Source organism: Streptomyces sp. NPDC093801 (assembly GCF_040701585.1).
GTDB lineage: Bacteria > Actinomycetota > Actinomycetes > Streptomycetales > Streptomycetaceae > Streptomyces.
This window is the reverse complement of record NZ_JBFBDP010000023.1, coordinates 21,998-46,168: the sequence shown is the minus strand read 5'-3', so window position 1 is coordinate 46,168 and position 24,171 is coordinate 21,998. Positions and strand designations below refer to the sequence as shown.

The following is a 24,171-nucleotide window of genomic DNA, read 5'->3' as shown; positions in this document are numbered from 1 at the left end:
CGGTCCTGGGCTGATCCCCGGGCACACGGGGGAGGACTCCCAGAGTTCTCGCTGCGCCTCGTCCATGCGGGGCTGATCCCCGGGCGGGGGGGGCTTGACCGGGTCTGTCGGCACGGCGAGCGGAAGCGGCTGATCCCCGGGCGCGCGGGGAAGACGCGATGCTGGAGGGCACGGTCTGGGCCCTGACCGACTGATCCCCAAGCACACGGGGAGGACGGCACAAGGATCTTGTGCGCCCAGTGGAGAACGGGCTGACCCCCGGGCGTGCGGGGAGGACGTCTGGTCGGCGTCGGCCCAGGCCAGGATCGCCGGCTGATCCCCCGGGCGCGCGGGGAGGACCGCCACAGCGCCCTCGGCCTGACCAGCAGCTGGGGCTGATCCCCAGGCGCGCGGGGCCTACAAGACCACCCCGGGCAGCTCGAAGTTCGCGCGGGGGCGATCCCCGAACGCGCGGGGCCTACTACCGGCCCATGTACAGGCGCGCCGCCGCAACGGGGCGATCCCCAAACGCGCGGGGCCTACCGGAGGTGCCCTATGCCCACCGAAGAAGAGCTGGGGCGATCCCCGAACGCGCGGGGCCTACCTACCAGCTCTACGGCGCGGAGCACTGGGCCACGGGGCGATCCCCGAACGCGCGGGGCCTGCACTCGGGGGTCCAGCAGTGTGCGCGCGGAGGCGGGGCGATCCCCGAACGCGCGGGGCCTACCCTTCGGCCGGGAAGCGGGTGCCGTGGTCGGAGGGGCGATCCCCGGACGCGCGGGGAGGACGTCCTTGTCAAGGGAAGCGAGGCTCACCACGTCGGGCTGATCCCCAGGCGCGCGGGGAGGACCACGGCCTGGTCGTATGAGCGTAGCTCCCAGAGGGCTGATCCCCAGGCGCGCGGGGAGGACGGGTCGGGTTCGCGGCGGCTTCCATGTTCGACGGGCTGATCCCTACAGGCGGGTCCGTTCTCACTCACTTGTTGGTGAGCTGTTGTGTGTTCCCTGGCGTGAGGGAGTGTCTGGGCCATGGTGAGCTTCGCCCAGGTTGATCCTCGTTTCCGAGGCTTCGAGCGTATGTCGTCTGAGTCATCACCGCAGGGACAGGCCGGTGTCCAGGTGATAGCTCAGACATTCGAGGCGCGGGTCGACCGGCTGGCCGTCGGGGCGTAGCAGCAGGACGGGACGGTCCATGAGTGTGCCGGCGTTGGGGATGGTCCAGGTGGTGGGGTCGGGCAGGGGGGTGCGTCCGGTGAACCAGTGTGCGGGGGCTGGGATGGTGTTTCGGTGGATTTCCAGGCGCTGGCGTCGGTGGGGTTCGGTGTGGCGGATGGGGTGGTGGGGGGTGAGGTCGGCTGGTTCCGGGTCTGTGGGCTGCCAGGTGAGGCGGCCGTCTTCGTGCTGGTAGAGGGCGATGAGGTCGGTTGACGGTGTGCCGAGTCGGGAGCGGGCGAAGGTGTCGTCGAGGGGGCTGGAGGCGAGTTTCGCCACGGTGGTGGGGTTGCCTTCATCGTCGTAGGGCCACAGGGCGCGGTGGCCTGCCTGGGTGGCCTCTTCTTGGAGGCGGCGGATCCAGTGGGGGTGGAGTTCGGCGAGGAGTTGGTGGATGGGCTGGTCTCCGGCGGGGGGATGGTCGGCGTAGACGGTGTCGAGGAGCAGCTGGGTGTGGTGGGGGTGGTTGAGGGTGAGGGGGGCGTGGGTGGGGGCGCGGTCGGTGAGGGCGTGCCAGGTGGCGGCCAGGATGTAGGGGTCGTAGACGGCGTGGGGTGTGGGTGGGAGGAGTTGGGGCAGCCCGTCGGGGCGGGGGGTCCACAGGACGTGGGTGAGGGGGGTGCCGTGGCGCAGGTGGGGCCTGTTGATGGGGTGGCGCCATTGGCGGCCGCGTCGCTGCAGGAGGAGGTCGAGGGGGGCGAGGTCGGTGTAGAGGTGGTCGGTGTCGTAGTCGAGGCTCTGTTCCAGGACTTGGGTCCCGATGAGCAGGAGGCGGTGCGGGCGCTGGGGGTTGGGGTGTTCGGTGCGGAGTTCGGGGTCAGGGTGGGGTCCGAGCCGGGTTTCGATGTGGTGCTGGTGGTGGGAGCGGTGGCGTTCTTGGTAGCGGGAGTGCAGGAGCTGGATCTCTTCGGGCTTCCAGCCGTAGTGGCGGGCGATGTCGCGCAGGGCGCAGTGGAGGTCTTCGGCGCGGGTGACGGAGTTGCGGATGACGGTGGTGATGCCGTGGGGGTGGCGGCTGAGGAGGTGGTGGGCGAGTTCGTGTGGGCCGGGGTCGGGCAGGAGTTTGATGCGGGTGCGGTAGCGGGTGCGGCGTGAGCGGGCTGGGGTGTGGGTGCGGCAGTGGCCGTTGCTGTCGACGATGGTGATCGGGCCCGTGGGTGGGGTGTTCTCGGGGTTGCTGTTGTGGCCGCGGCGCCAGGCGTTGACGAGGTCGTTGCGGATGGGTGCGGGGAGGGTGGCGGAGAGCACCACGATGCTGGCGCCGGCGTCGGCGAGCCAGGCGATGGCCGCGGCGAGGAGTCGTTGCTGGTAGAGGTCGTAGGCGTGGGCTTCGTCGATCACGACGGTTTTGCCTGCGAGGGCGTACAGGCGCAGGAACCAGTGCTTGCCGTGCTGGGCGGCGAGGATGATCTGGTCGATGGTTCCGACGCCGAAGCAGGAGAGCAGGCCGCGGGTTCGCGCGAGGTACCAGTGGTCGAGGATGACGGCCGGGGCGTTGTGGTGGACCTTGTGGTCGTCGCAGGTGATGTTGGCGGCCATGGTGATGACGCTGTCGGTGAGCGCGAGGTGGCTGGTGGTGCCGTGGGCGAAGGCGTTGCCGTGGACGAGGGCGAGGTGGGCGAGTTCGCGGTCGCCGAGGACGGTGGCGAGGTAGGCGGCCGTGCGGTCGGCGATCTGGTCGCCGGCGGCGCGCAGGGGCAGGGCGGTGTAGGAGCCGTGGTAGCCGCAGGTGCGGGCGAGGTGGTGGGTGAGGTACTGGGCGGTTTCGGTCTTTCCGCCGCCGGTGGTGTCTTCGATGACGACCAGGCTCTGGTCGGTGGGTGGGTGGTCGATGATCGCCTGTTGGGTGGGGCGTGGGCGGGGGGTGCTGGGCATCTGTTCGGCCCAGGTCATGGGTCGGGGGTTCCAGCGGTGGAGGCGCAGGGTGGTGATGGCGGCTGCGGCCTGCTGCTGGCTGGCCTGCCACCAGGCGCTGGTGTCGGTGCCGGCGGTGTCTGGGGTGCGGTAGGTGAACAGGTTCTCGTTGGAGGCGATCCAGTCGCTGTGGACTACCAGACCGGCGAAGAGCACGGGAATGCAGGGGCGTTCGAGACTGATCAGGCCGGGTAGGCGCTGGAGATCGACGTCCAGGAGCCGGGCGAGTTCTGTCACGAGTGCGCGGTGCAGAGCGTGCCAGAGCGGATCGAGCCGGAGGCCGGCCGCGCGGATCGTCGTGTTGTTGGGGATGTCGCCGTGGTGTCCGCCGAGTACGGCTGCGATGTCGTGCAGTGGCAGGTCGTGCGGGTTGCGGCCGTCGGTGTTCTGGCAGCGCGGGCATGTGCAGCCAAGCAGGGCGGGCAGGTACCGGGCGGTGACGTGGGCGTGCGGTCGCGCATCGCCCGGCTGTGCGTTCAGGGGCAGGCCGGCGCGGGCTGCAGCCTGGGCCCAGAGCCTTCCGGCTTCGGCAAGTTCGGCGTCTCGGGTCCGCGGGACGGCGAAGAGCATCTGGAAGGAGGCGATCGCCTTGCCCGGCATGTCGTGCAGGGCGGCCAGCAGCATCAGGACTCGGCGTGCCGTGGCCAGGTGGCCGGCGCCGAAGGCGTCGGCGAGACGGGTCTGTACGGGGGCGGACAGGTAGTGGTCGATGAGCTCCCCGCAGGCAGCGGCGGTGTCGAGGCAGTGTGCGAGGAGGCTGTTCCAGGCGGGGCCGCCTCGCTGCCGGCTGAGGCCGTGAAGGTCGGTCTTGCCCCACAGCCACAGGCACATCAGGAGTAGCGGCTGAACGGGGGATTCCCGCGCGTCGCTCACCAGTTCACCAGTTCGTTGCCCGCCAAGCTGTGCCCCATCTCCCAGAGAAGGGGCGTAGCTCCTCATGACGTCGTTTCTGACCATAAGAGTCCCGTCTGAGCGCATTGCGTACGACCTGCGGGACAAAGTGTGTATCCCGGCACTGACAATCCGGCCTGACCAGGACAAACGCCTCCGCCTGCTGCCTTTGCTGGAGACCTTCGAGGAGTCCGAGGACATCGCGCTGGCGCACCGCAGTCCCGGAGCGTTCACCTCTCTCCATCACTTCCTGCTCGGTCTCATGTACGCGGCCGGCGTCTTTCCCCGCACCGAGCGGGAGTGGCGGGAGTGGGTGGAGGACTGCCGCCCGCTGGACGAGGTCGCCAAGGTGCTCGCGGGAAGCGAGTTCGATGGCCTGCTGGACCTGTTCCATCCCGAACGGCCGTTCGGGCAGAACGCCGGCCTGCTGAGGTTCCTGCCCATGCACGGCTACGGACCCGCTCAGCTCGATATCGAACGGGCCGGGGACGGCTCCCAGCTCGCCGAGCATGTCCACCTGCACCACGAGCGCCGCCCGCCGGCTCACGAGGCACTGGCGGCCATGCTGGTCCTGCACGGGTACGACACCGGCGGTCGGATGATGGCGCAAAACGACTGGCTGGGGCGGGCGTTCACGTACGGGGCGTTTGGCCCCAACGCGCTGCGGGTCCGCAACCTGGCCCTGGGAAGGAGCCTGGCCGACACCCTGCGTCTGAACATCACGCCAGTGGCACGCTCGGCCGCCGGGAGGTTCAACTTCTCCTGGACCGACCCGCGGCCGGACCGGCGGGTGTTCACCGGCCCGGCTGCGGGCCGGGCCCGGCCGGTGGACGGGCCCGCGGATCTGCACAGCTGGCTGGGCCGCTCCGTGGCGCTGGCTCCGGCACGGCAGGCGGACGGCGAGATCGTCGTCGACAGGGTGCTGGTCGGCGCCGGCGAGCTGATGACGCCGCTGCCTCCGCAGCTGCTGCAGGATGCGGTACTGGTCGCCGGGCGGCCCCAGCAGGCCCGCACAGACCGGGCCCTGTGGCGTACCTCCTCTGCCCTATACGCGGGGACCGACCCGGGCAACGCGAAGGGCGGGTCCGACCTGTTCTCCCGGCTGGAGGGTCTGGGCCGGCGGGTGGAGATCTTGTCGGTCGGGCTGCTCTCCTCCAAGAGCAGCTTCGTGGGCTGGGTGAGCGAGACGTTCCCCTTCGTCGGTGCGCTGCGCGAGGAGCTGTATCTCGCGGCGACGGACGGCGCGCGGTGGTGCGAGAAGGCCGAGCGGGCCGCTGCCGGTGCCGCACTGGTGGCCCGGGATGCCGCCTTCCCCCGGGCCCGGCCCGATGAGCGCAAGAAGCTCGCGGCGCGCCTGCTGTCCGCGCCCCTGCTGTGGGCCCGCTACGAGGAGCTCTTCCACCAGCTGCTGCAGGACGTCGCCTCCGGTGGATGCGGGCAGGCCGCGAGAGCCCGCTTCGCTGCCGGGCTGGTCACCACCACGCGCGCCTCGATGCGGGAGTCGCTGAGCTGTCTGCCCGAGTCGGGCACCGGCTTCGAGGCGCGGCTGCTGGCCATGGCCCGGCTCGACGCAGCCCTGACCAACCCCCGCGCGTTTCCACCCGAGTTCCTGGAGGCCACCATGCCCACCGCCAGCGTGTCACCAGCCACAGCCACAGAAGGGAGCCGGGCGCTGGCCGGGTGGTTGGCCGGCCTGGTCAGCTCACGCAACCACACCCTGCTCAAGGCCCTGACCGTCGCCGAGCACCTCTACAAGGTGGAAGCCGAGGTTTCGGCCACACAATTCGCCGAGACGGACGCGGTCAAGCCCACTCATCTGCTGACCGCCCGGCTCTTCGCCCGCTACCACCGCTCTCTGCCCACCACGGATCCGGTGCGCGTCTTCGGCGCGGGCGACCTCGGGGCGGCATGCCGCCGGATCGGCGCCGGCCGCGAGCGCGGCGCCCGAGACCCGGGCGTGGACCGGATCTTCCGGCTGCTCGTCATGACCAGCAGCCAGGTCGACGAGAGCCACCTGTTCCGAGCCGTCGAACGCCTGCGCGCTGTCGACGCCGTGCCTCCCCACTGGGCGACCCTCGCCGACGACCTCGCCGCCTGGTCCCACACCGGTGAGGTCCGCGAGCGCTGGGGCGAGAGCTTCTACACCCCCGCCGCCCAAGCCCGCCGCAAGAGCGCCGTGGCGCGGTAGAGCGACCTGTTCCACCTCCAAGCAGCCAACCGCACCCTGCATCCCTCCACCTCGAAGGAGAATCCCATGATCCTCGACACCGCGCGGTACCTGAGCCTCCACTCACTCACCACGTTCAGCCACGTGCTCCTCGTCCGCGACGATGCCGGCGAGCCCAAGACCTCCGTGTACGGAGACGCCGAACGGGTGATCCTCAGCCCCCAGACGCAGCGCCGCGCCGACCGCATGCACATTCGCGACGAAGCCAACCTCGGCACCGGCCCCCTCGCCTCGCACGCCTGGGGGGTGCGGACGCGGGAATGGGGGCTGCGGGTCGCCGAGGCGCTGCGCGACGAGCACGGCTGGGAGGCGCAGGCGGCGCTGGAGATGGCTCGGGCCACGCTGCGGGGCGTCGGCCTGAACTTCGGTTCCACGCCGAACACGGCCTTCCTGACCAAGGTGATGGTCTTCGCCCCCGAGGCGACCGGCACGGCACTGGCCCGGATCATCGAGGAGCACCGGGCCGAGCTGGAGGCCTGGGTCGCCCTGGTGGCCGAGGCCGCAGCCTCGGCGGAGAGGAAGAAGAAGACCAAGGGCAAGGGCAAGACGGCGGCACCGGCCGATGAGGAAGAGGACACTGAGGCCGAGGACGAGGCAGCGGCTGGGGAGGAGAAGGCGCCCCCGATGCCGAGTCGGATCAAGGCGCGGCTGATCACCGGGCTGGCCCCCGCCGACGCCATCGACATCGCCCTGTACGGGCGGTTCCTCGCCGAGGTCGCCGGGGCCGGCAACGTCGACGGCGCGATCCAGACCACGGCGGCATTCAGTGTCTCGCCGGCTGCGATCATCAGGGACTTCTTCTCCAGCGCCGATGATTTCAAGATCGCCCGGCAGCGGGCGGGCACCAACTTCACCGACGCCCTCGCCAGGCTGAACGCCGCATCCCCCTTCGACATGGCAGCCGGCGAGCAGACTCCGAGCGGCTACGCGCTCGATGAACGCGGAGCAGGCATGACCGGTCAGCAGAACTTCTTCAACGGCACCTTCTACGCCCACAGCGTCCTCGACCGTGTCCAGCTGCGCCGCAACCTCGCCAACGGCGGGATGAACCCCGAGGACGTCGAGCGCGCCGCACGGGACGCCGAGCTCGCCTTCGTCAACGCCTTCGTCAACGCCGTGCCCAGCGCGAAGAAGAACACCACTGCCGCCCCCGGCACGCTTCCCAAGCTGGTCCTGGCCCACGGCGGCCCCCGGCCGTACAACTATGCCGCCGTGTTCGAGAAGTCCATCCACCGTGAGGAGGGCGTCCCGAGCCTGATCGCCGCCCAGCGGCTCCTCAAGCACCACGCCATGATCACCAAGAAGCAGCGGGTTGAACCGGGCGCCGTCCTCAGCTACGACATCGCCACCATCGAATTCCTCGACAGCCTGCGTGACGCCGGCATGCTCGGGCCCAACGAAGTGGAGCACCCGGCCGAGCTGAGCCCGTACTGCCCCGCCGGACAGCCCGCATGACGCCGACACCCCACACCCTGCTCATCCGGCTGGAAGCGGTCCTGCAGTCCTGGGGCATCCGCTCCCCCTACAACGACCGCGACACCCTCACCCGGCCCACCAAAAGCGGCGTCATCGGCCTGCTCGCCGCCGCCGACGGACACGACCGCGACGAACACCGCCACCCCGGGGACGACTTCCTGCCCCTGGCCGAACTCGCCGCCCTGCGCTTCGGCGTCCGCGCCGACCGCCCCGGCCGCCTGACCTGCGACTTCCAGACCAGCGGCGGCGGAGCCTACCCCCTGCGCCCCCGCGACGTCATCACCGACCCCCTGAGGGCCGACCGGGCGGCCGCGGCACTCGCCGAGGACCAAGGCGACAGCTTCGGGCACGTCGCCGGCCCCACCCTCGCCGACTGGTACAGCGCCCCCAAAAACATCGCCCCCCACCCCGCCACCCACACACTCACCGCCACCAACAGCAAACGCCACCCCCAGATCTCCCGCCGCTGGTACCTCGCCGACGCCGCGTTCCTCGCCGCCGTCGAATCCACCGACACCGCACTCCTGCGCCGCCTCGCCGACCGCCTCCACACCCCCCGCCGGCTGCTGTGGCTCGGCCGCAAACAGTGCGCCCCCACCCAACCCCTTCCCCACGGCATCCACCCCGGCAGCCTCCACGAAGCCCTCGCCACAACGCCGCTGCTCCCCCGCTCCCGGCCAGCCCCCACCACTGCCTGGATCGAGGTCGACCCCGGCTCCCCCGGGGCGTCGGCCATCAACGACCAGCCCATCAGCTTCGCCACCCACAGCCGGACCCGGGCACTGCGCTGGGAACAGCGCCTGTCCCTGACCCCTCCCCAGGAGACCCGGTGACCGCCCCCGTCCGCGTCGTCGTCCACCACACCCTCATCGAGCTCGACCTCAACCATCCACGTACCGCACGCGTCCTGGCCGACGCCCACGAGCTCCACCGCCTGGTGATGAGCAGCATGTTCCGCCACTGGGTCACCGACGGGACCCCCAACGCCCGGGCCCTCATGGGCGTCCTCCACACCAGCGCCGTCGACCTGGCGCAGCGCACGCTGACCCTCATCGTGCAGTCCCAAGTCCCACCGGACACCCACGCTCTCCCCAGACACATGCTCGCCGCACCGGCGCAGAGCCGGATCGTCACCCTCACGGTCAAGGCCGGCCAGCAATACCTGTTCCGCACGACCGTCACCCCCGCCGTCTACGGCCCCCACAACGGCCGCCGCACCCGAGACCGGCCCACCGACACTTCACCCGCGGCCGCCCTCACCTGGTTCACCCAGCGGCTCCAGCCCGACCCCGCCGTCGACTACGACCGCCACCCCCTCATCGGCGCCGACACCCGCCGCGAAGACCTCAAGGCCCGCCAGCTGCCCACCCTCACAGGGCACAAGCCAGGCCAGACCGTCGTCGTCGCCCGCTCCGAGATCCAGGGCCGCCTCACCGTCACCGACCCAGCAGCGTTCGCACGCACCCTCACCCAAGGCCTCGGACGCCAACGCGCCTACGGCTGCGGCCTCCTCCTCGTCCAGCCCCTCCCCGCCCCCCGGCACGCCGCCCCCACGGAACAGCAGCCATGCCACACCCGGCACCCCGTCCTCCCCGAGCAGAACACCCAGAAGACCTCCCCCACCAATTCACCCACCTCGTCGACACCGTCCCCGTCCACTGCGTCCGCCCCGCCGACACCTCTCGTCCCACCTGGGCCGTCTACCAGCACCAGCACTACCTCGGAACCCTCCACCACCACCCCGGCACCGGCTGGTATCTCCAGCGCGCCCGCGAACACCACCACAGCCTCGACGACGCCATCCGCGCCCTACGCCGCCCCGCCACCTGGCCAACCGCCCGTGCCCGCGCAGCCCAATGGGCACACGACACCCTCAACACCCCCGGCATGTGCGTCATCAACATCCAGACCACCGGGCTGCACGACCCCCGAACCATCCAGGTCGCTGCCTGCACCCCAGACAGCGTCCTCCTCGACACCCTGATCAACCCCTGCCGCCCAATCGAACCCGCAGCGGCCCGCCTCCACCACCACACGCAACACACCCTGCGCAACGCCCCCCTATTCGGTGACGTCCTCCCTCGCCTCAGCGACACACTCCGTGGACGCCGCTGCGTCGCCTACAACGTGTCCTTCCTCCAGCAAGTACTGGAGCACGAGCTCGCTCGCCTGAGCAGGCTCCCGCCGATTGCCGCCGAGTGGGCGGACGCCATGAACCCAGTGGCCCACTGGGCCGGCTTCTGGTCAGCGCGGCACAACGCCTACCGCATGCAGCGCCTACATGGATTCCACGAAACAAGATCAAAATGCGAGGCCCTCCTGCACCAACTGCAGCAAGTCAGCACTGGGCAGCGTCGCAGCACCCATGCCAGGGAAGTACGCAAAACCAGGGGCACGGGTAGGCAAGCCCGCAGGTCACGAAGGGTAGGCCCCGCGCGTTCGGGGATCGCCCCGCGTGGGCGGGCGCCGGCCTCATGGGCGACGTGTAGGCCCCGCGCGTTCGGGGATCGCCCCGCGGCGGATGCATGCTCTGGGGCTATGTGCTGGGTAGGCCCCGCGCGTTCGGGGATCGCCCCGTGGCACAGAGCAAGACCCACAAGCAGGTGTCGTAGGCCCCGCGCGTTCGGGGATCGCCCCGACGGGGCGAAGCCCGTGAACTGCGTGGAGCTGTAGGCCCCGCGCGTTCGGGGATCGCCCCCGCCAGTCCACGCACCAGTCCGGCAAGAACGGGTAGGCCCCGCGCGTTCGGGGATCGCCCCGAGGTCAGGTTCGCCTGCGGGTCCAGGTCCACGGTAGGCCCCGCGCGTTCGGGGATCGCCCCTGCGGATCGGCCGGGGTTCTCGGCGTTTCTGGGGTAGGCCCCGCGCGTTCGGGGATCGCCCCTGCCACCGACTCATCGTGACGGCCGCGCTGATGTAGGCCCCGCGCGTTCGGGGATCGCCCCCGGGTCGTAGTCTGCGGCATGCGCCTGACCGGGTAGGCCCCGCGCGTTCGGGGATCGCCCCGCCTCGGGGTCGACCCTCCGGCAGTGGGCGTTGTAGGCCTCGCGTGTTCGGGGATCGCCCCTACCAGGCCGAGATCCACGTCCGTACCCCCGAGTAGGCCCCGCGCGTTCGGGGATCGCCCCTCGACCCATTTGCTGATCACCGGGGTGACCGGGTAGGCCCCGCGCGTTCGGGGATCGCCCCCGGCGCCTGATACAGCCGCTCTTCTACAAGGAGTAGGCCCGGCGCGTTCGGGGATCGCTCCAGCGCGTCCTTCCCGATGGTGGCTTCATACCTGTAGGCCCCGCGCGTTCGGGGATCGCCCCACGGGCCCGGCGGCCAGGACTACGTCGGTGGCGTAAGCCCCAGGCGTCTGGGGATCAGCCCTCGCTCGTTCCGGGGCTCGTCCAGACACGGCGCGTCAGCCCCGCACTCCCGGGGATCAGCGCCACGCCGGGATCGGCTACAGCGTCCTCCGCGTGTCCGCCCCGCGCGCCCGAGAATCAACCCAGGACGATGTCGCCGCGCTTGACCGACACGTCGTCTGCCCCGGAGGTCGAGGATCGGCCGTACGCTGGCCCCGTTGCACACGGCCTCGGCGTGTTCGTGCCCGCCCGGGGAATCAAACACGGCTCGTCCGAACATCGCGGAGGTGCCCCTGCGCGCTCGGGGATCGCCCCTGCGGTGCCTTCGTCGTCACCATCGGCGCGGCGTAAGCCCCGCACGCCCGGGGATCAGCCCACCTCGGTCACCGGCCGGCTGGTGCCCTGGCCGTCCGCCCCGTACGCCCGGGAATCAGCCCTCGGGTCAGACGGTCGTGGTCGTCGGCGCAATGTCCGCCCCGGACAGGGGATCAGTCCCAGTTCCAGCTGACGAACGTGAGCAACGAGCTGTCGTTGCCCCACATGCCCGGGATCAGCCCACTGACCTCATGCCCGAGGGCGCCCGCGACGCGGTCCGCCCCGCGTGCCCGGGGGTCCACCCTTGCAGGACCTGAGCGACGCAGCCCTGGACGAGCCCTGGGCGCCCGAGGATCCGTCTGGCTCCGGATGCAGGAGGTTGAGCCAGCCCTCGGTCTTCCCTGCGCGGCCGGGGATCAGCGAGGCGCGTTGGGATGGTCGAGGACCTGGATCGCGTCCTTCCCGCACGTTCGGGGATCAGCCCCAGGTGCCTCCGCCGTTACCCTGGCTCTCAATGAGCCCTGCCCGCGCCGGGGGGTCAGCCGTCCTCGCGGCCGCTCAGGGCGGTACCGCTCATGTCCGCCTTGCAAGCCCGAGAATCAGCCCCCGATGGAACAGCCGCGCGCGCTGCGTGAGTTGTCCACCCCGCACGGCCGGGAATCAGCCCTGGGGGTCGGCCTTCATGTCCGCGAAGAGGAAGTGCACCCCGCACGCCCGGGGATCAGCCCTACTCGATCTATGGGGACTGGCCGAGTACCGAGTCCCCTGCCCGGGAATCAGCCCATCGAGGCCCGAGTCCGGCTGCACTCGGCGTCGGCCCCGCACGCTCGGGGATCAGCCGTCGCAGCTCGCCAAGAAGTCGGCGGAGGACGAGTCTGCCCCGCGCGCCCGGGGATCAGCCCACTGAGGACACGGCGATCTTCCGGAAGGGCGAGTCCTCCCCGCGCGCCCGGGGATCCACCCGGCCACCCCCCGGCCGAGAGGGACGGCCGCACGTCCTCCCCGCGCGCTTGGGGATCACTCTGAAAGCGTCATCACCTCCTGCCTCGGCTCCCTGGCGGGCCCGCCGGCGTCGTCTCGACCTACCTTTTCGCTGAGGACAGCAGTCGTCTCAGGGCTGGAAATCGCGCTAGTAGAGGCGCTGCTTCTACCAGTGGATGCGTGGGTCCGAGGATGGCGGTGAGGATGTCGCGCCACGCCTTCCGGACGGTCTGTTGCGCGTGGGTACGCGCGTCCACGGTGTCGGACGTGGAAGTGTCGGGCAGGTGTCTTCCTTCGACTGGCAGGTAGGCGACGCCGGCCGCTCGGAGGGCGCAGGTTCGGTGTTGGCCGTTCGTGAGGGCGTCGTGGTTGTCGTCCCAGCAGATGGGATCGTGTACCAGAGCCCGGGCCCATTCGCGGTCGGCCTCTTCGAGGTGTTCCATGGCGTAGGCTGCTCGGCCGCGCTCAGGGTCCTCGTCCAGCTCGGCGGCCGCGAGTTCGGTTGCGGCTTCGGCGATCGCGGTCCAGTTCACTTGATGGTAGGGGCAGGCGGCGAAGTCCTGTGGCGTGAGGCGGGTGAAAAGCTCCGCATGGGCCACTTGTCCGGCGTACCAGTCGGCCGGGTAGGTCTTTTCGATCGCTTCGACCCGCTTGAAGTGGCGGCACTTGGACAGGCGGTGGGGCCACGGCAGGCGCGAGACCGGCACGGGGCGTATTCCCGTCACACCGTCGAGGAAGAGGGCACGGTCCGAGGTGCTGGAGAAGCTGCTCGGGTACAGGTCCGCTTCGTCCGCCGGAGCAGGAGGGCGCAGGGCGGCGTCCTTGCGGAGTTGGTCCTCTTCGTCGGGCACGGTAGCGCCCTCGAACTGAAAGTACGGCTTCTCGTGCCAGGGCCCGTCGAGGTCGTTGCGGAGCCGTTCGGGGTTCGGAACGACCAGCACCTTCACGGTGGTCTCTGGGATGACCAGTACGCCTGAGATGCCGTAGACGTTGGCGAGCGTGACCCTGCCTCTGGCCCAGTCGGGGTCAGCGAGGAGGGCCTGCAGGGCGTTGCCTTCGATGTGGGCGATCCACTCCACCCGCCAGAAGCCCTCATCGAAGCCCATGTCGCTGGCGGGGAACCTGCAGGCCTGTGTCTGCAGGTAGTCACCGACGCACAGAGCACTGGCTGGCTTCTCGAAGGACATCGGCCTGCGTCCGATCTCGCTGCCACGGTCCGCTCTGATCGCTTCAGGTCCCGGAGGTTCATCCCGGGCCCAGGCGGGCGCCGTCGCCACCTTTCCTCCGGCAAACATGGCGGTGAACACCGTCGGCCATGTCGGATTGAGCTGATCCCACTTCTGCCGTTCCTCGTCGATGGCTGCGGCAGCGTGGTGGTCTCCCGCGCGCAGGAGAACCGGGCCGGGCATGCCCTGGATGCGGAGCCCCACCAGCCGCTTTACCGTGCGGTCAAGGCCGAAGCCGTCACCGGAGATGACGAAGGCGGGACGCTCGATGTGCTCGACTTGCTCGATGCGGGCGTAGTACTCGCCCTCCCGTGGGCCGTCGGCACTGAATCGCGCGAATCCGGTCCGCACGTAATCGCCCGGCAGGAGATGCTCTGCCCGGTAGACCTTCCTCATCGTGAACCCTCCCTCATGGGAGAGCCGGGCTGAGCCCGGCTCTCCTCTCCCGCCGTTCGGCGCTCGCAACGCGCTCCCGCCCAGCGTCTTCTACCGGGCGACCGTCGTACGCGGTAGCAGTGTGCTCAGCAGCTGGGCGGTCTCCGCTTCCATGTCGACTCCCCCGCCGAGGCCCTCGTTGATACGGGCAAGCCGCGCGGCGGCTTCACGCAGGGCCTCCACGTCCCCGGCGGCGTGGTGGGCCAGGAAGACCTGCCGGTGGAGAAGCTCGTTCTCCTCGGCGGCCAGGAGGCCCTGGTGCGCGGCCCAGAGAGCGCCGGCACAATCGCCTGCTTCCCGGCGGCGGGTGGACAGCTCGTAGGCGACGTCGGCGATGGCCGAGACCATCTCCTGGATGGCTGGCTCGGCCCAGGCGTAGCGCTGGGGGTCGATGGCGGCGAAGGGGCGGCCGCGGACGAGTCCGAGGGCCCAGCGCAGGGCAAGGTCGCCGTCCTCGTCGTGGCGGGCGAGGCCGGTGCGGGCGAGGTTCTGGAAGTTCCGCCAGTCACAGCCGACGGCAGAGGCGAGGCGGTATCGGCTGTCGCCTGTGTCCTGGACCCGGGGGAAGTAGGCCTCGCCGTCCGCGTTCTTGCCGAGCCATGAGCGGGTGCGGCTGATGACGGCGTTGCGCATCTGCTTGTTGACCAGGCGGCCCGGCCAGAGGGCGTCGTCGATCGCGTGGTGGTCGGCGCCGGGGTTGAGCGCAAGGTAGGAGACGAGCTCGACGGCGGCGCTCTGCCTGTTCGAGTCGATGCGGCCCGCAGCGCCTTCGACGAGGACCCGCCCCAGCAGGAGCACCGTCGGCGCGCTCCCGTTCGGCGGCTCTGCGTTGTCGGCCGCAGGCGCCGGGGAGGGAACGGGGAGAGGAGCCGGACGGGGGGCGGCCGCAGGGGGCGCCTCGGCCTGGCCTCGCTCCTGCTTCGTCAGCACAGGGGCGGTCGGCACGAGGTCGTGCGTGGCAGTAGAAGGGGCGGCTGCGGGCGGGGGTACGGCGGGCGGATCGAAGGGGCCGGCAGGGGTGGGGCCGTTGATGCCGTGCCCGGCTTGCTCATCGGATGCCTCCGCCGTGTGGGCTGGGGGCTGGATGGGTGCCTCGCCGGTGTCAGGGTCATCGTCATCGGTCACAGGCGCTTCCGGCGCTTCGGCGTCGGCCTGGGGCGTGGTCTCCAGCTCCTCTTGCTCGATGTCCGCGTACTCGTCCGGCATGCCGTCCTCGTCGGCACCGGGGGTTGGCACCAGCCCCTCCTCGTCGTCGCCGGCCTGGTCGGGGTTCTTTGAGGCATCTTCCTGGTACGCGTCTGCCTGATCGTCCGCGTCCTCCCGGCCCTCTTCCGCCTGGTCCTCGTCATCGAGGAGGCCTTCGAGCCACTCATCCCGGGCGGGCACGTCGTCGGTGCTGGCGGACAGAGTGAGCAGTTCGATCGCGTCGGCGAAGTGCTGGTCCGACAGGCCCTGGAGCTTGATGGGCAGGCCGGAGCCGGGCAGGACGCTGGTCTCGTCGGGGCCTGCGCAGTGCAGGGTCCAGCCTTCCGCCGGCTCCAGGTTGCCGTTCTCGCTGGCCGTGACGACCGCGCCGGCGACCCGTGGCTGGGCCGTGATCGCGTCGAGCAGCGCGTCGGTCTGGGCCCCTTCGGGGAGCTCGGCGGCGAGGAGGATGTGGGGTGTCCAGGAGCCGCCGGCGTCGTCCTGGAGGCGGGCCGCGCGGAGGGTGGGTGCGCCGAGCGCGGCCAGGGCGCGTCGTTGGTCGGCTGTGTGGCTGGTCAGTTCGGCGATCGCGTCGGCGAGGGTGTTGGTGCGGGCGACGCGTTCGGGTGCTGCGTCGTCGAGGCCGGGTGTGGTGTGGGCCAGGGCGGTGATCTCCAGGTGTCCGGGCAGGGGTGTGCTGGCGAGCTCGACCGCGATGGCTTGCAGGACGTGGCGGGCGTGGTCGGCGTCGCCGTCCAGGTGCAGCACGCCGACGTGTTCCAGGTCGGCGAGGACTAGGTGGCCGGCGCTGTCCCAGCCCAGGGAGACCAGGGCCGGGTAGGGCGCGTCGGCGCCCTGGAGGGCGTCAGGTTCGGCGAGGTCGGGGCTGGAGGCCGGGCAGGTCCACAGGTCCGTGCGGCCATCGGCGCCCGAGAAGGGTTTCATGGGCGCGGTGTCCTGGTCGAGGTGGAGTTCGACTTTCTGCTCGTGCAGGACGACGGCGGTGACCACTGGCAGTTCGCGCTCCGCCGCGGCGAGGTTGAGGGCCAGTGTGCGCAGGGCGGCGTCGAGGAGGTCGAATCCGGTGGGGTGCTGGACGGAGCGCAGGCCTTGCTCGGTGGCGGCGGCGCTGCCGGTGGGCATGGGGATGCGGCGGCCGGGTCGGCGGCGGCGCTGCTGGAGGATGCGGCGGGTGGCGAGCGTGCCGATGAGGGCGGCGGCCAGTGCGCCTGCGCCCATCCAGACGGCAGCGGGCGCCAGGGCCTCGTCTGCGTCCTGTGCCTGTGGGGCGGTGTCCGCCTTGTGGCCGTCCTGCGCGGGCGTGGGAGCAACAGTGGTGGGTGCGGTGCTGGGAGTTGAGGCGGCTGGAGCCGGGGTGGCGGGCTTTGCGGGTGTGGGTGCCGCGGGTGTAGGGGTGTTCTTCGCGGTGTCCGGTTTCGGGGGCGTCGTGATGCCCGGGGCAGGTCGGCTGTCGGGGGCCGGGGCGGTTTCCGTGGGGAGGGTGAGTTCCTGGCCGGGGACGATCAGGTCGGGGTTGTCGAACGTGCCGCCGCCGGGCAGCGGCATTCCGCGGTTGGCTTCGAAGATCTTGGGCCAGTCCTCGGGGTTGCCGTGCTGGCCGGCGATGCCCCACAGGTTCTCATCGGTCTTGACGACGTGCTTGGTCTCGGCCGCGGCGGGCTTCGCGTCCGCGGGGGCAGCCTGCGCAGGCTGTTGCGAGGGCACGGCCGTCTGCGGCGCGGCCTGGGCCGGTGCGGCCTGTGCGGGGGCTGGAGCCGGGGAGGCCGGCTTGGCGATGTTGGCGTCGGCGGGGAGCCGGAGGACGGTGCCCTTGGGCAGGAACTGGTCTCCGGCCGCGAGCTGGGGGATGGAGGGGTTGAGGGCGGCGATGTCCTTCCAGCGCGGGCCGCTGCCCAGGTACTGCTCGGCCAGGTCCCAGGGAAGTTCGGAATCCCCGGTGACCGTGTGGGTGGGCCAGGCCTCCTGTTCCGCCGCGGCCGCCGCTTCGGTGGTCGCCGCGCTGCTGGTGCCCGCGGCCTGTACGGCGGTGGCGGCGACGGCCGGGCTGGTGGTCGCGGCCGAGGCGGCGGTGGGAGCGAGGAGGACGAGGCCGCCGATGAGGAGGCCGGCGACGGACTGCATCCCGCCGAGGCCCTTGATCCGCCGGGCCTTGCGGCCGCGGAGGAGGGCGACGATCTCGACGAGGGCGGAGAGGGTGAAGGCGGCCCAGCCGATCCAGCCGATGGTGGTGAGCACCGTGTAGAACAGCTGGCCGTCGTCCTGGTGGGTCAGCAGGTCCCATCCGCCGGCCAGCTCGGTGGGCTGGTGGCCGATGGCCAGCAGGACGAGGGGGATGCCGGCGATGAGTGCGGCCAGGACGGCGAGGCCGAGCAGGGCGCGGAGCAGGCGTACGAAGGTGCTCATGGGCTGGTTCAGCCTCCGGCTTGGGTGTGCAGTCGGGCGTGTGCCGTGCCGGACACGCTGATCGTCGACCTACCCACGAACTGGGCGAAGTAGGTGGTGTAGGTGTCGTGGACGGTGACTTCGAGGCGCTGGCCGCCGTCGGTGACGGTCACGGTGCCCGAGACGTTCTGGGCGGCGAGGTAGTCCTGGGCCGCGGCGACGGCGGCGTCCGGGTCCACGGTGATCGCGGTGCCCTGGATGGCGGCGGGGACGTTGAGCTGCTGGCCAGCCGCGCGGGCGGCCTCCTGCGCGAGGCCGGTGGCCTTGTTCGTCGCGTTCAGCGCGCCGCCGCCGTCGACGAGGAGCCCCATGATCATGATGATGCCGAGGGCGGACACCGCAAAGAACGGCGACAGCGACCCTCGGTCTGCGCCGGTGCGGATCCGGTTGCGGAGGCCGGCGATGCGGCGGGTGAGAGCGGTGATCACTGGCGGCCTCGGTAGGAGTCGATCGGACTGGTCCACGACGATCGGAGGGTGCGGGATCCGGGCAGTCCGGGCAGGCCGATCTCGCCGAGCGGTGCGGTGCAGGCCACGGTGACGCGGACGGTGGCCGCCTGCCCGAGGTCGAGGCCGTACCCGGAGGTGTCGACCGCGACGCTGGAGGAGGCGCAGCGGATGCCCTCGCCGGTGAGGCTGCGGTTGGCGGCCGCCGCTCCGGCGGCCTGCGCGGCGCCGGCTTCCCGTTCGAGGGAGGCGGCCCGGGCCGCCGCGCGGGCGGCGGTGTCCACGGCGCCGGAGGCGTCGGTGATCCGGCCGAAGGCGATCATCAGCAGCATGAGGGCGATGACGACCGGGGCCAGGATGACCGTCTCCACCGAGTAGCTGCCACGGTCCTCACGCCAGCTGCAGCGCCAGGGCCGCCTCACTGGGCCTCCACCCAGCGCTCCACCGGAGCCTCGGCGCTCTGCACGACGTCCAGCTCCAACCCGGGGACGAGGGTGGCCACCGTGCCGCGGACGGTGATGCGGATCTGCTCCGCCCCGCTGCCGTCAGCGGACACCGATGCCCCGCGGACGCTGCCGTACTTGGCCAGGAGCGCCTCGGCCTGGGCGACGCCGTCGCCGGGGCCGGAGCCGAGCTGGCGTCCGGCCTCCACCCCCTGGGTGGCGGCGGAGCGGGCGACGGAGCGGGCGTGGAAGTACAGGCCGATCTGGATGGCGGCGAAGACCAGGAACAGCACGACGGTCGCGAGGACGGCCAGCTCGACGCTGCCCGAGCCGCGGTCGCGGTCGCCTTGGTTGCGCAGGCGTTCGCGTAGGCGCCGCCAGTGGCGGCTGGCCTGGTCTTTCACTCCGCTCCCCTTGTCTGGTCCGTGCGCGTGGGTTCAGCCGCTGATGAGCGGGATCTTCCCGTCGACGAACGTCTTGATCGCCGCGGCGACGCCGATGGCGAGGGCGATGATCACGCCGACGATGACGGCGAGCTCGGCGGAGGTCTGGCCAGCGTCGTCGGCGTTCTTCAGCCGCTCCCAGCGGGCGGCAAGCAGGGTGGTCAGGGTGCGCAGGTGCATCAGTTCTCCCGTGGGTTTCAGCCGTTGAACATCGTGACAACGGGGGGCAGGACGACGAAGACCAGCATGAGCAGCACGGCGAAGGTGACCGGCAGGACCATGGAGGTCGAGGCTTCGTTGGCCTGGGCTTTGGCGTCGGCGAGGATCGCGACGCGCAGTTGGCGGGCCTGGGCCTGGAGGGTGGTGTAGACGGCGGCGCCGTCGCCGGCGAGGGCGAGGGTGTCGGCGGGCCGGGTGAGTTCGGGGATGTCGAGCTCCTCGCCGAGCTGCTTGAGGGCGTCCCAGACGGTGACGCCGGCGAGGTCGGCTTCGTAGAAAGCCTGCCGCATCCGTTCGAAGATCCAGCCGTCGCCGACGTCTGCCGTGTCGGTCAGGGCCTGGGCGGCGCCGGAGTTGGCGATGCGTGCCAGGGCGACGCGGTCGAGGTAGGAGGCGGCGGCGTGCCGTACGACCAGGCGGGCGCTGGCGGCTTCCTTCCTGACCTCCTGGCCGGGCCACAGCCAGAACAGGGCGCCCAGGCCGAGGCCGGCGCCGGCGGGGATCACGAACGGCAGGCTCACCCCCAGCATCGCCATCAGTGCGCCGGCGAGCTGGGGCAGGACCAGCCCGTACACGGCGAAGAGGGCGCGTTTGCCGAGGTGTTCGGCGGGGCTGATCCGCAGGAGGTTGAGGTCGCGGACGGGCAGGGTGATCCGCTCGCCGAAGCCCGCCAGGAGGCGGGTGCCGACCTTCTCGGGCAGGGAGCCGGTGCCGGCGGCGGTGGTTCGGGACTGGCGGGCGGTGTGGTCGGCGTCGAGGGCGTTCATGACGGAGACGACGTCGGGCCGGGCCGGCCACAGGGCGCGGATGGCGACGCCGATGAGGGCTCCGGCGGCCGCGGCGGGCAGGACCGCTGACATGGGGATCATCGGGCGGCTCCCGTCGCGGTGGCCGGCTCGGCCGGGGTCAGCGGGTTGAGGAGGCGGGGGTCGGGCTTGGTGGCGGCGGCCCGGCGCAGCCAGGCCAGCGTCCAGGCGAAGAGCCCGCCGAGGACGGCCAGGGCCAGTTGCCCGGCCGCGGACTGGTACCAGGCGGACCAGGCTTCGTTGAGCATGCAGCCGACGAACACGACGCAGATCACGATCGACACGATCCGGCTGGACTTGCGGATCTTGGCGCGGTCGGACTCGATGTCGCGGGCATCGGCGGCCTGCTGGTGGATCGTCACCGCGAGCGCCTCCAGCGCCGAGCTCAGGCCCGGCCCCATGTTCGCCGCGTGCGACTGGAACAGCAGCGCCACGTGGTCGACCACGCCGTCGGCCAGCTCGTCCGCGAACAGGGCGAAGGCCTGCTTGGCGTCCATGCCCGAGCGCAGCCGCTCGTCGAGCGTGCGGACGTTGGCGGCGATGGGCGCGGGAGCGTTGCGGGCGCTGGCGCGGATGGTCTGCACGAGGCTGATGCCGGCGGTGTGGATGCCGGCCAGGCCGTTGAGCCACTGCCCGATCGCCTCCAGGCGGTCGATGCGCTGCTCGGCGGCGGTGCCGGGGTTGAGGAGGAAGGGGAAGCCGAGGACCGCGGCGCCGGCGAGGAGCCCGTGGACGGGCCACCCGGTCCACGCCCACACGGCGAGGACGGTGATGGCGGAGGTGGTGACCAGGGCGCGCCAGCGGCGCTGCCAGGCCTCGGGCAGGCTGGCCTTCGCCGCGCGGATCCGGCTCGCGCGCCGGGAGGCGGGCTTGGCCGGGTCGATGAGGCGGCCGCGCCATTCTCGGACGGCGAGGAGTCCGGCGAGGACCGTGAAGAGCGCGCACAGCGCGGCGACGAGGGCGAGCTGGGCAGAGTTCATCGGGGCTTCACCACCTGCAGGGCCGGGCCCCAGGCGTCGGCGGGGTTGTGGGCCAGCCACCGGCGGTCGAAGGTGCCGGTGCGTTCCAGGACGTCTATGAAGGAGGGCATGTTGCGGTAGACGGCGCGGGGTTCGTTGCCGTGGGGGGCGAAGATTTCGCTGGTGGTGGGGCGGCCGCCTTCGCCGACGATGTCGTGGACTTCGTAGATGTGGGAGACGAAGCGGTGCTTGCGGCCGCCGATCGCGGTCTCGTCGAGGTAGGTGAGGTAGACGACGACGTCGATCGCGGAGGCGATCAGGTGGTTCGCGGCCTCGGTCTGCATGCCGGCCTCGGTGCACAGCTGGACCAGGCGGGAGATGATCGCGTGCGGGCGGCGGACGTGCAGGGTGCACATCGACCCGGAGCCGCCCGCGGACATGGCCTGGAGCATGGGCAGGACCTCGGTGGAGCGGACCTCGCCGACGATCACCCGGTTGACGTTGTAGCGCAGGGCGGTGGGGAACATGTCGCCGATGGTGACCGCGCCTGAGGCGCTACCGACGCGAACTTCGCCGTTGGACTGGCGGGCCTCGAACGCGAACGTGAGCGGACCCGGCTTGCCTGCCGGCCCGGGTTCATCCAGGTAGAGCTCGCGGTCGGACTCCAGGGTGGCGATCCGCTCCCCCGGCGGAATCTCCCGCCCCAGCGCGCGCAGCAGCGAGGTCTTGCCGGCGCCCATGTCGCCGACGACCAGGACGTTGAGCTTCGCCTGGACGCACGCCAGGAGGAAGGCCCGCAGCAGCGGGTTGATCGAGCCCCAGCGGACGAGCTCGTCGATGCCGTGCTGGCGGATGCGGTGCTTTCGGATGACCACCGACGGGCGGGTGGTGAGCAGGCTGGCGGTGACGCGGGACCCGTCGGGCATGCGGAAGCCCACGTTGGGGGTGGCCTGGGTCAGGGCGCGCTCGCCGTGCCCGGACAGGCCCGCCATCCGGTTGACCCAGGTGATCAGCTCCTCGTGCGAGTCGGCGACCCGCTCGATGGTGCGGCGGGGCCGGTCGTAGTACTCGATGTGCGCGCGGACCCCGTCGACCATGACGTCCTCGACGCCCGGCTCGTCCAGGAGGCCCTGGAGGCGGCCGCCGCGGAACATCGCGTCGAACACCGCGCTCCCGACGGCGTGTTCCTCGGCCGCAGAAAGGCCGGGGTTGCCGTGTGAGTACTTCGTGGCCCAGCTCGCGACGGCCTTCGTCACCATGGAGCGGGCCTGGGCCCGGCGGTCGTCTTCCTCCAGCAGGCGGCCGGGATCGTGGGAGGCCAGCTCGGCGGACACCTCCGCCTGGAGCGCCTCGATCACCTCCCAGCCGACCGGCAGCTGCCCGGGCAGCCCGGCCAGCTTCGGGACATCGCTCGGGCTGGCGGCCACCGCCGGGCGGGCGGGAGCAGGCAGAGCGGGCGCCGGTACGGGTGCGGTCGCGGGCTGGGGTACGCGGGTCATGCCGATGCGGCCGGTCAGCAGGCCTGCGATGTCGGCGGGGCCGTGCGTGGTCGGGGCGTCGGGGCGGTGCTGGGTATCAGACACGGGGGTCCACCCGTCCCTGGCCCAGGCGCTGGAGTACTCCGGCGACCTGCGGAGCGGCCGGTGCGGGCAGCTGAGCCGGAGCCGGTGTCGGCTGCACGGGCAGTGCCGGCGGAGCGGTCGGGTACTGCTGGTGCAGCGTCCGGCGGGACGCGGCCGCTTGGAAGTGCCCGAGCGCGGTGCGGGCTGCGCCGAGCAACGCGGACTTCCTCCGTACGCGCGGGGCCCGGCCGCTGTCGGTGAGGTAGGCGGCGGTGTCCGGCTCCCAGGGCAGCGCGGCCATCACCGGCAGGCGCAGCGCGTCGGAGACCTCGTGAGCGCGGCGGGGACCGTCCTCGATGAGGAGTACGCCCAGGGCGTCGGCGCCGGTGCCGCGGTCGGTGAGCTCGTTGCGCAGCGGTTCGGTCAGGTGCCGGGCGAGGGCGAGGGACTGGTCGGTCGCGCGTACGACGAGCAGGACCAGGTCGGCGCCGTGGAGAAGAGGTGCGGGGGTGAGGGTGGGGTGGAGGCGGCCGGAGTCCAGGGCCAGGCGGCCGGCGTCGATGATGACGTCGTAGCCTCCCTCGTCGGAGAGCACCCGCATGACCTGCGCCAAGGCGGGCCACGTCCGTGCGAGGGCAGGGGCCTGGGCTGGGTCGGTCAGGCCGGGAAGAACCTGGCGGTTGCCACTCTCGTCGAGGCGGACCAGGTGGCTGGCGAAGGCCTGCGCGAGCGCGTCCTCACCGGCGCGCTCGGCGACAGCAAGGTGGTAGAGGCCGGTCCCGGCCGTGATCTGCGCCTGGAAGTACCCCGCGCGAATGGTCCCGCCGGCCGGGTCGCACTCAGCCAGAAGCGAGGGGCGCGCGGAGGACAGCGCCATGGCAAGGGCGCTGGTGGTGACACCAGAGGATTTTGCGCTCGCCAGCGCGATGACGGTCACGATCCGCTCCGCACGTCACGAACCAGGGCCACCCGGCCAGACGAGGCTCGGGTGGCCAGCAGCGGTCCGTCCGACGGCGCCACCGCGAGGTTGACGACTACGGCGCCGGAGGCGTCCGGTCGGCTGACGGAGACGACGACCGCCTTGACGGAGGTGGGCGGCGCTTCCGCCGCGTCCTTGCCTGTCGGCTGCTGATCTCCCTGAGCAGGGACGGTCACCGCGAGGACCTTGTCACCCGGGACGAGGGAGCCAGCCGGGGCCTGGCCGCGCTTTACCTGGACGCCGACCTGCTGCTTGTCGTCACCCAGGCCCGTGCCGGGCTGAAGCTGTGCGGCGACCAGCAGGCTGCCCTTGCGCAGGTCCACGGCAGGGCGCTTGCCCACCACTGCAGCACGGTCAGCGGCCGGCATCGGGGTCAGGGCTGCGTCGGCGGAGACCTCCGCAACGACGACGTCCGCGTCTGTCAGCGGCTGCCCGGCCGGGACGTCGTTCGCGATCGCCAGGACCTTCGTCCGGTCACCGACGGCGGACACGGCTGCGGCCGCGCCGAGCGCGGCCGCGACGGCCAGCACGGTGCTCAGGGCGGCCGCGGCGTAGCGGCGCTGCTTCTTCACGGGGGCCGTGGTGGTGATGGGGAGTTCGGTGCGCGGGCCGGCGGGACGCGGCACCGGCGGGGCGGCGGGGGATTCCATTCGGGTACTGCC

16 protein-coding genes, 1 pseudogene and 2 CRISPR repeat arrays (1 of these 19 running past the window's edge) are annotated in these 24,171 nt (G+C 71.6%); of the genes and pseudogenes, 5 read left to right on the top strand and 12 right to left on the bottom strand.

Annotation, left to right across the window (positions count from 1 at the left end):
• A CRISPR array of direct repeats spans positions 1-890; the repeat unit is 27 nt; unit sequence GGGGCGATCCCCGAACGCGCGGGGCCT; it reaches 54 nt to the left of the window's first position.
• A 180-nt stretch (positions 891-1,070) separates the two neighbouring features.
• Positions 1,071-3,977, bottom strand: coding sequence for a CRISPR-associated helicase Cas3' (cas3, locus tag AB0469_RS25880; protein WP_366453830.1), 2,907 nt, complete (start codon positions 3,975-3,977; stop codon positions 1,071-1,073).
• A gap of 64 nt (positions 3,978-4,041) precedes the next feature.
• On the opposite strand from cas3, the gene casB reads away from it, so the two are divergent.
• The 5 genes and pseudogenes from casB to AB0469_RS25855 all read left to right on the top strand — a co-directional run.
• The gene (gene casB / locus AB0469_RS25875) at positions 4,042-6,183 is read left to right on the top strand and encodes a type I-E CRISPR-associated protein Cse2/CasB (protein WP_366453829.1); all 2,142 of its coding nucleotides are present in this window, start codon (positions 4,042-4,044) and stop codon (positions 6,181-6,183) included.
• A gap of 66 nt (positions 6,184-6,249) precedes the next feature.
• Complete coding sequence (locus tag AB0469_RS25870) at positions 6,250-7,677, top strand: type I-E CRISPR-associated protein Cas7/Cse4/CasC (RefSeq protein WP_366453828.1); 1,428 nt, start codon at positions 6,250-6,252, stop codon at positions 7,675-7,677.
• Positions 7,674-8,531: a type I-E CRISPR-associated protein Cas5/CasD gene (cas5e, locus tag AB0469_RS25865; RefSeq protein WP_366453827.1), complete on the top strand. Its 858-nt coding sequence runs from the start codon at positions 7,674-7,676 to the stop codon at positions 8,529-8,531. The genes AB0469_RS25870 and cas5e overlap by 4 nt, the downstream gene beginning before the upstream one ends.
• Positions 8,528-9,682, top strand: a complete 1,155-nt coding sequence (gene cas6e, locus AB0469_RS25860; RefSeq protein WP_366453826.1) for a type I-E CRISPR-associated protein Cas6/Cse3/CasE — start codon at positions 8,528-8,530, stop codon at positions 9,680-9,682. The genes cas5e and cas6e overlap by 4 nt, the downstream gene beginning before the upstream one ends.
• Positions 9,586-9,822, top strand: a pseudogene (locus AB0469_RS25855) (exonuclease domain-containing protein); the annotation flags it as partial. The gene cas6e and the pseudogene AB0469_RS25855, both read left to right, overlap by 97 nt.
• A 300-nt stretch (positions 9,823-10,122) precedes the next feature.
• A CRISPR array of direct repeats spans positions 10,123-11,192; the repeat unit is 29 nt; unit sequence GTAGGCCCCGCGCGTTCGGGGATCGCCCC.
• Between the two features lie 1,252 nt (positions 11,193-12,444).
• Here the strand turns inward: AB0469_RS25855 and AB0469_RS25850 are convergent.
• The 11 genes from AB0469_RS25850 to AB0469_RS25800 form a co-directional block, all read right to left on the bottom strand.
• The gene (locus tag AB0469_RS25850; RefSeq protein WP_366453825.1) at positions 12,445-13,965 is read right to left on the bottom strand and encodes a hypothetical protein; all 1,521 of its coding nucleotides are present in this window, start codon (positions 13,963-13,965) and stop codon (positions 12,445-12,447) included.
• A gap of 90 nt (positions 13,966-14,055) precedes the next feature.
• Positions 14,056-17,613 carry a LysM peptidoglycan-binding domain-containing protein gene (locus AB0469_RS25845; protein WP_366453824.1) on the bottom strand — a complete coding sequence of 1,186 codons (3,558 nt, stop codon included), beginning with the start codon at positions 17,611-17,613 and terminating at the stop codon, positions 14,056-14,058.
• 8 nt (positions 17,614-17,621) lie between these two features.
• The gene (locus tag AB0469_RS25840; RefSeq protein WP_366453823.1) at positions 17,622-18,080 is read right to left on the bottom strand and encodes a pilus assembly protein TadG-related protein; all 459 of its coding nucleotides are present in this window, start codon (positions 18,078-18,080) and stop codon (positions 17,622-17,624) included.
• Positions 18,077-18,520 carry a TadE family protein gene (locus AB0469_RS25835; RefSeq protein WP_366453822.1) on the bottom strand — a complete coding sequence of 148 codons (444 nt, stop codon included), beginning with the start codon at positions 18,518-18,520 and terminating at the stop codon, positions 18,077-18,079. Before AB0469_RS25835 ends, AB0469_RS25840 begins: the two co-directional genes overlap by 4 nt.
• Positions 18,517-18,945, bottom strand: a complete 429-nt coding sequence (locus tag AB0469_RS25830) for a TadE/TadG family type IV pilus assembly protein (protein WP_366453821.1) — start codon at positions 18,943-18,945, stop codon at positions 18,517-18,519. The genes AB0469_RS25835 and AB0469_RS25830 overlap by 4 nt, the downstream gene beginning before the upstream one ends.
• 33 nt (positions 18,946-18,978) lie before the next feature.
• Positions 18,979-19,164: a hypothetical protein gene (locus AB0469_RS25825; protein WP_366453820.1), complete on the bottom strand. Its 186-nt coding sequence runs from the start codon at positions 19,162-19,164 to the stop codon at positions 18,979-18,981.
• A 17-nt stretch (positions 19,165-19,181) separates the two neighbouring features.
• Complete coding sequence (locus tag AB0469_RS25820; RefSeq protein WP_366453819.1) at positions 19,182-20,072, bottom strand: type II secretion system F family protein; 891 nt, start codon at positions 20,070-20,072, stop codon at positions 19,182-19,184.
• Positions 20,069-20,989, bottom strand: a complete 921-nt coding sequence (locus AB0469_RS25815; RefSeq protein ID WP_366453818.1) for a type II secretion system F family protein — start codon at positions 20,987-20,989, stop codon at positions 20,069-20,071. The genes AB0469_RS25820 and AB0469_RS25815 overlap by 4 nt, the downstream gene beginning before the upstream one ends.
• A complete protein-coding gene (locus tag AB0469_RS25810; protein WP_366453817.1) occupies positions 20,986-22,551 on the bottom strand; it encodes a CpaF/VirB11 family protein in 1,566 nt (521 codons plus the stop codon). Before AB0469_RS25810 ends, AB0469_RS25815 begins: the two co-directional genes overlap by 4 nt.
• Positions 22,544-23,467 carry a hypothetical protein gene (locus tag AB0469_RS25805; RefSeq protein WP_366453816.1) on the bottom strand — a complete coding sequence of 308 codons (924 nt, stop codon included), beginning with the start codon at positions 23,465-23,467 and terminating at the stop codon, positions 22,544-22,546. Before AB0469_RS25805 ends, AB0469_RS25810 begins: the two co-directional genes overlap by 8 nt.
• The gene (locus AB0469_RS25800) at positions 23,464-24,159 is read right to left on the bottom strand and encodes an SAF domain-containing protein (protein ID WP_366453815.1); all 696 of its coding nucleotides are present in this window, start codon (positions 24,157-24,159) and stop codon (positions 23,464-23,466) included. The genes AB0469_RS25805 and AB0469_RS25800 overlap by 4 nt, the downstream gene beginning before the upstream one ends.
• Between the last annotated feature and the right edge of the window lie 12 nt (positions 24,160-24,171).

Excerpts from the sequence above, each read along its gene's own strand:
- casB (WP_366453829.1), top strand. The coding sequence starts at position 4,042 with ATGACGTCGTTTCTGACCATAAGAGTCCCGTCTGAGCGCATTGCGTAC.
- AB0469_RS25870 (WP_366453828.1), top strand. The coding sequence starts at position 6,250 with ATGATCCTCGACACCGCGCGGTACCTGAGCCTCCACTCACTCACCACG.
- cas5e (WP_366453827.1), top strand. The coding sequence starts at position 7,674 with ATGACGCCGACACCCCACACCCTGCTCATCCGGCTGGAAGCGGTCCTG.
- AB0469_RS25850 (WP_366453825.1), bottom strand. The coding sequence starts at position 13,965 with ATGAGGAAGGTCTACCGGGCAGAGCATCTCCTGCCGGGCGATTACGTG.
- AB0469_RS25845 (WP_366453824.1), bottom strand. The coding sequence starts at position 17,613 with ATGAGCACCTTCGTACGCCTGCTCCGCGCCCTGCTCGGCCTCGCCGTC.
- AB0469_RS25825 (WP_366453820.1), bottom strand. The coding sequence starts at position 19,164 with ATGCACCTGCGCACCCTGACCACCCTGCTTGCCGCCCGCTGGGAGCGG.
- AB0469_RS25820 (WP_366453819.1), bottom strand. The coding sequence starts at position 20,072 with ATGATCCCCATGTCAGCGGTCCTGCCCGCCGCGGCCGCCGGAGCCCTC.
- AB0469_RS25815 (WP_366453818.1), bottom strand. The coding sequence starts at position 20,989 with ATGAACTCTGCCCAGCTCGCCCTCGTCGCCGCGCTGTGCGCGCTCTTC.
- AB0469_RS25800 (WP_366453815.1), bottom strand. The coding sequence starts at position 24,159 with ATGGAATCCCCCGCCGCCCCGCCGGTGCCGCGTCCCGCCGGCCCGCGC.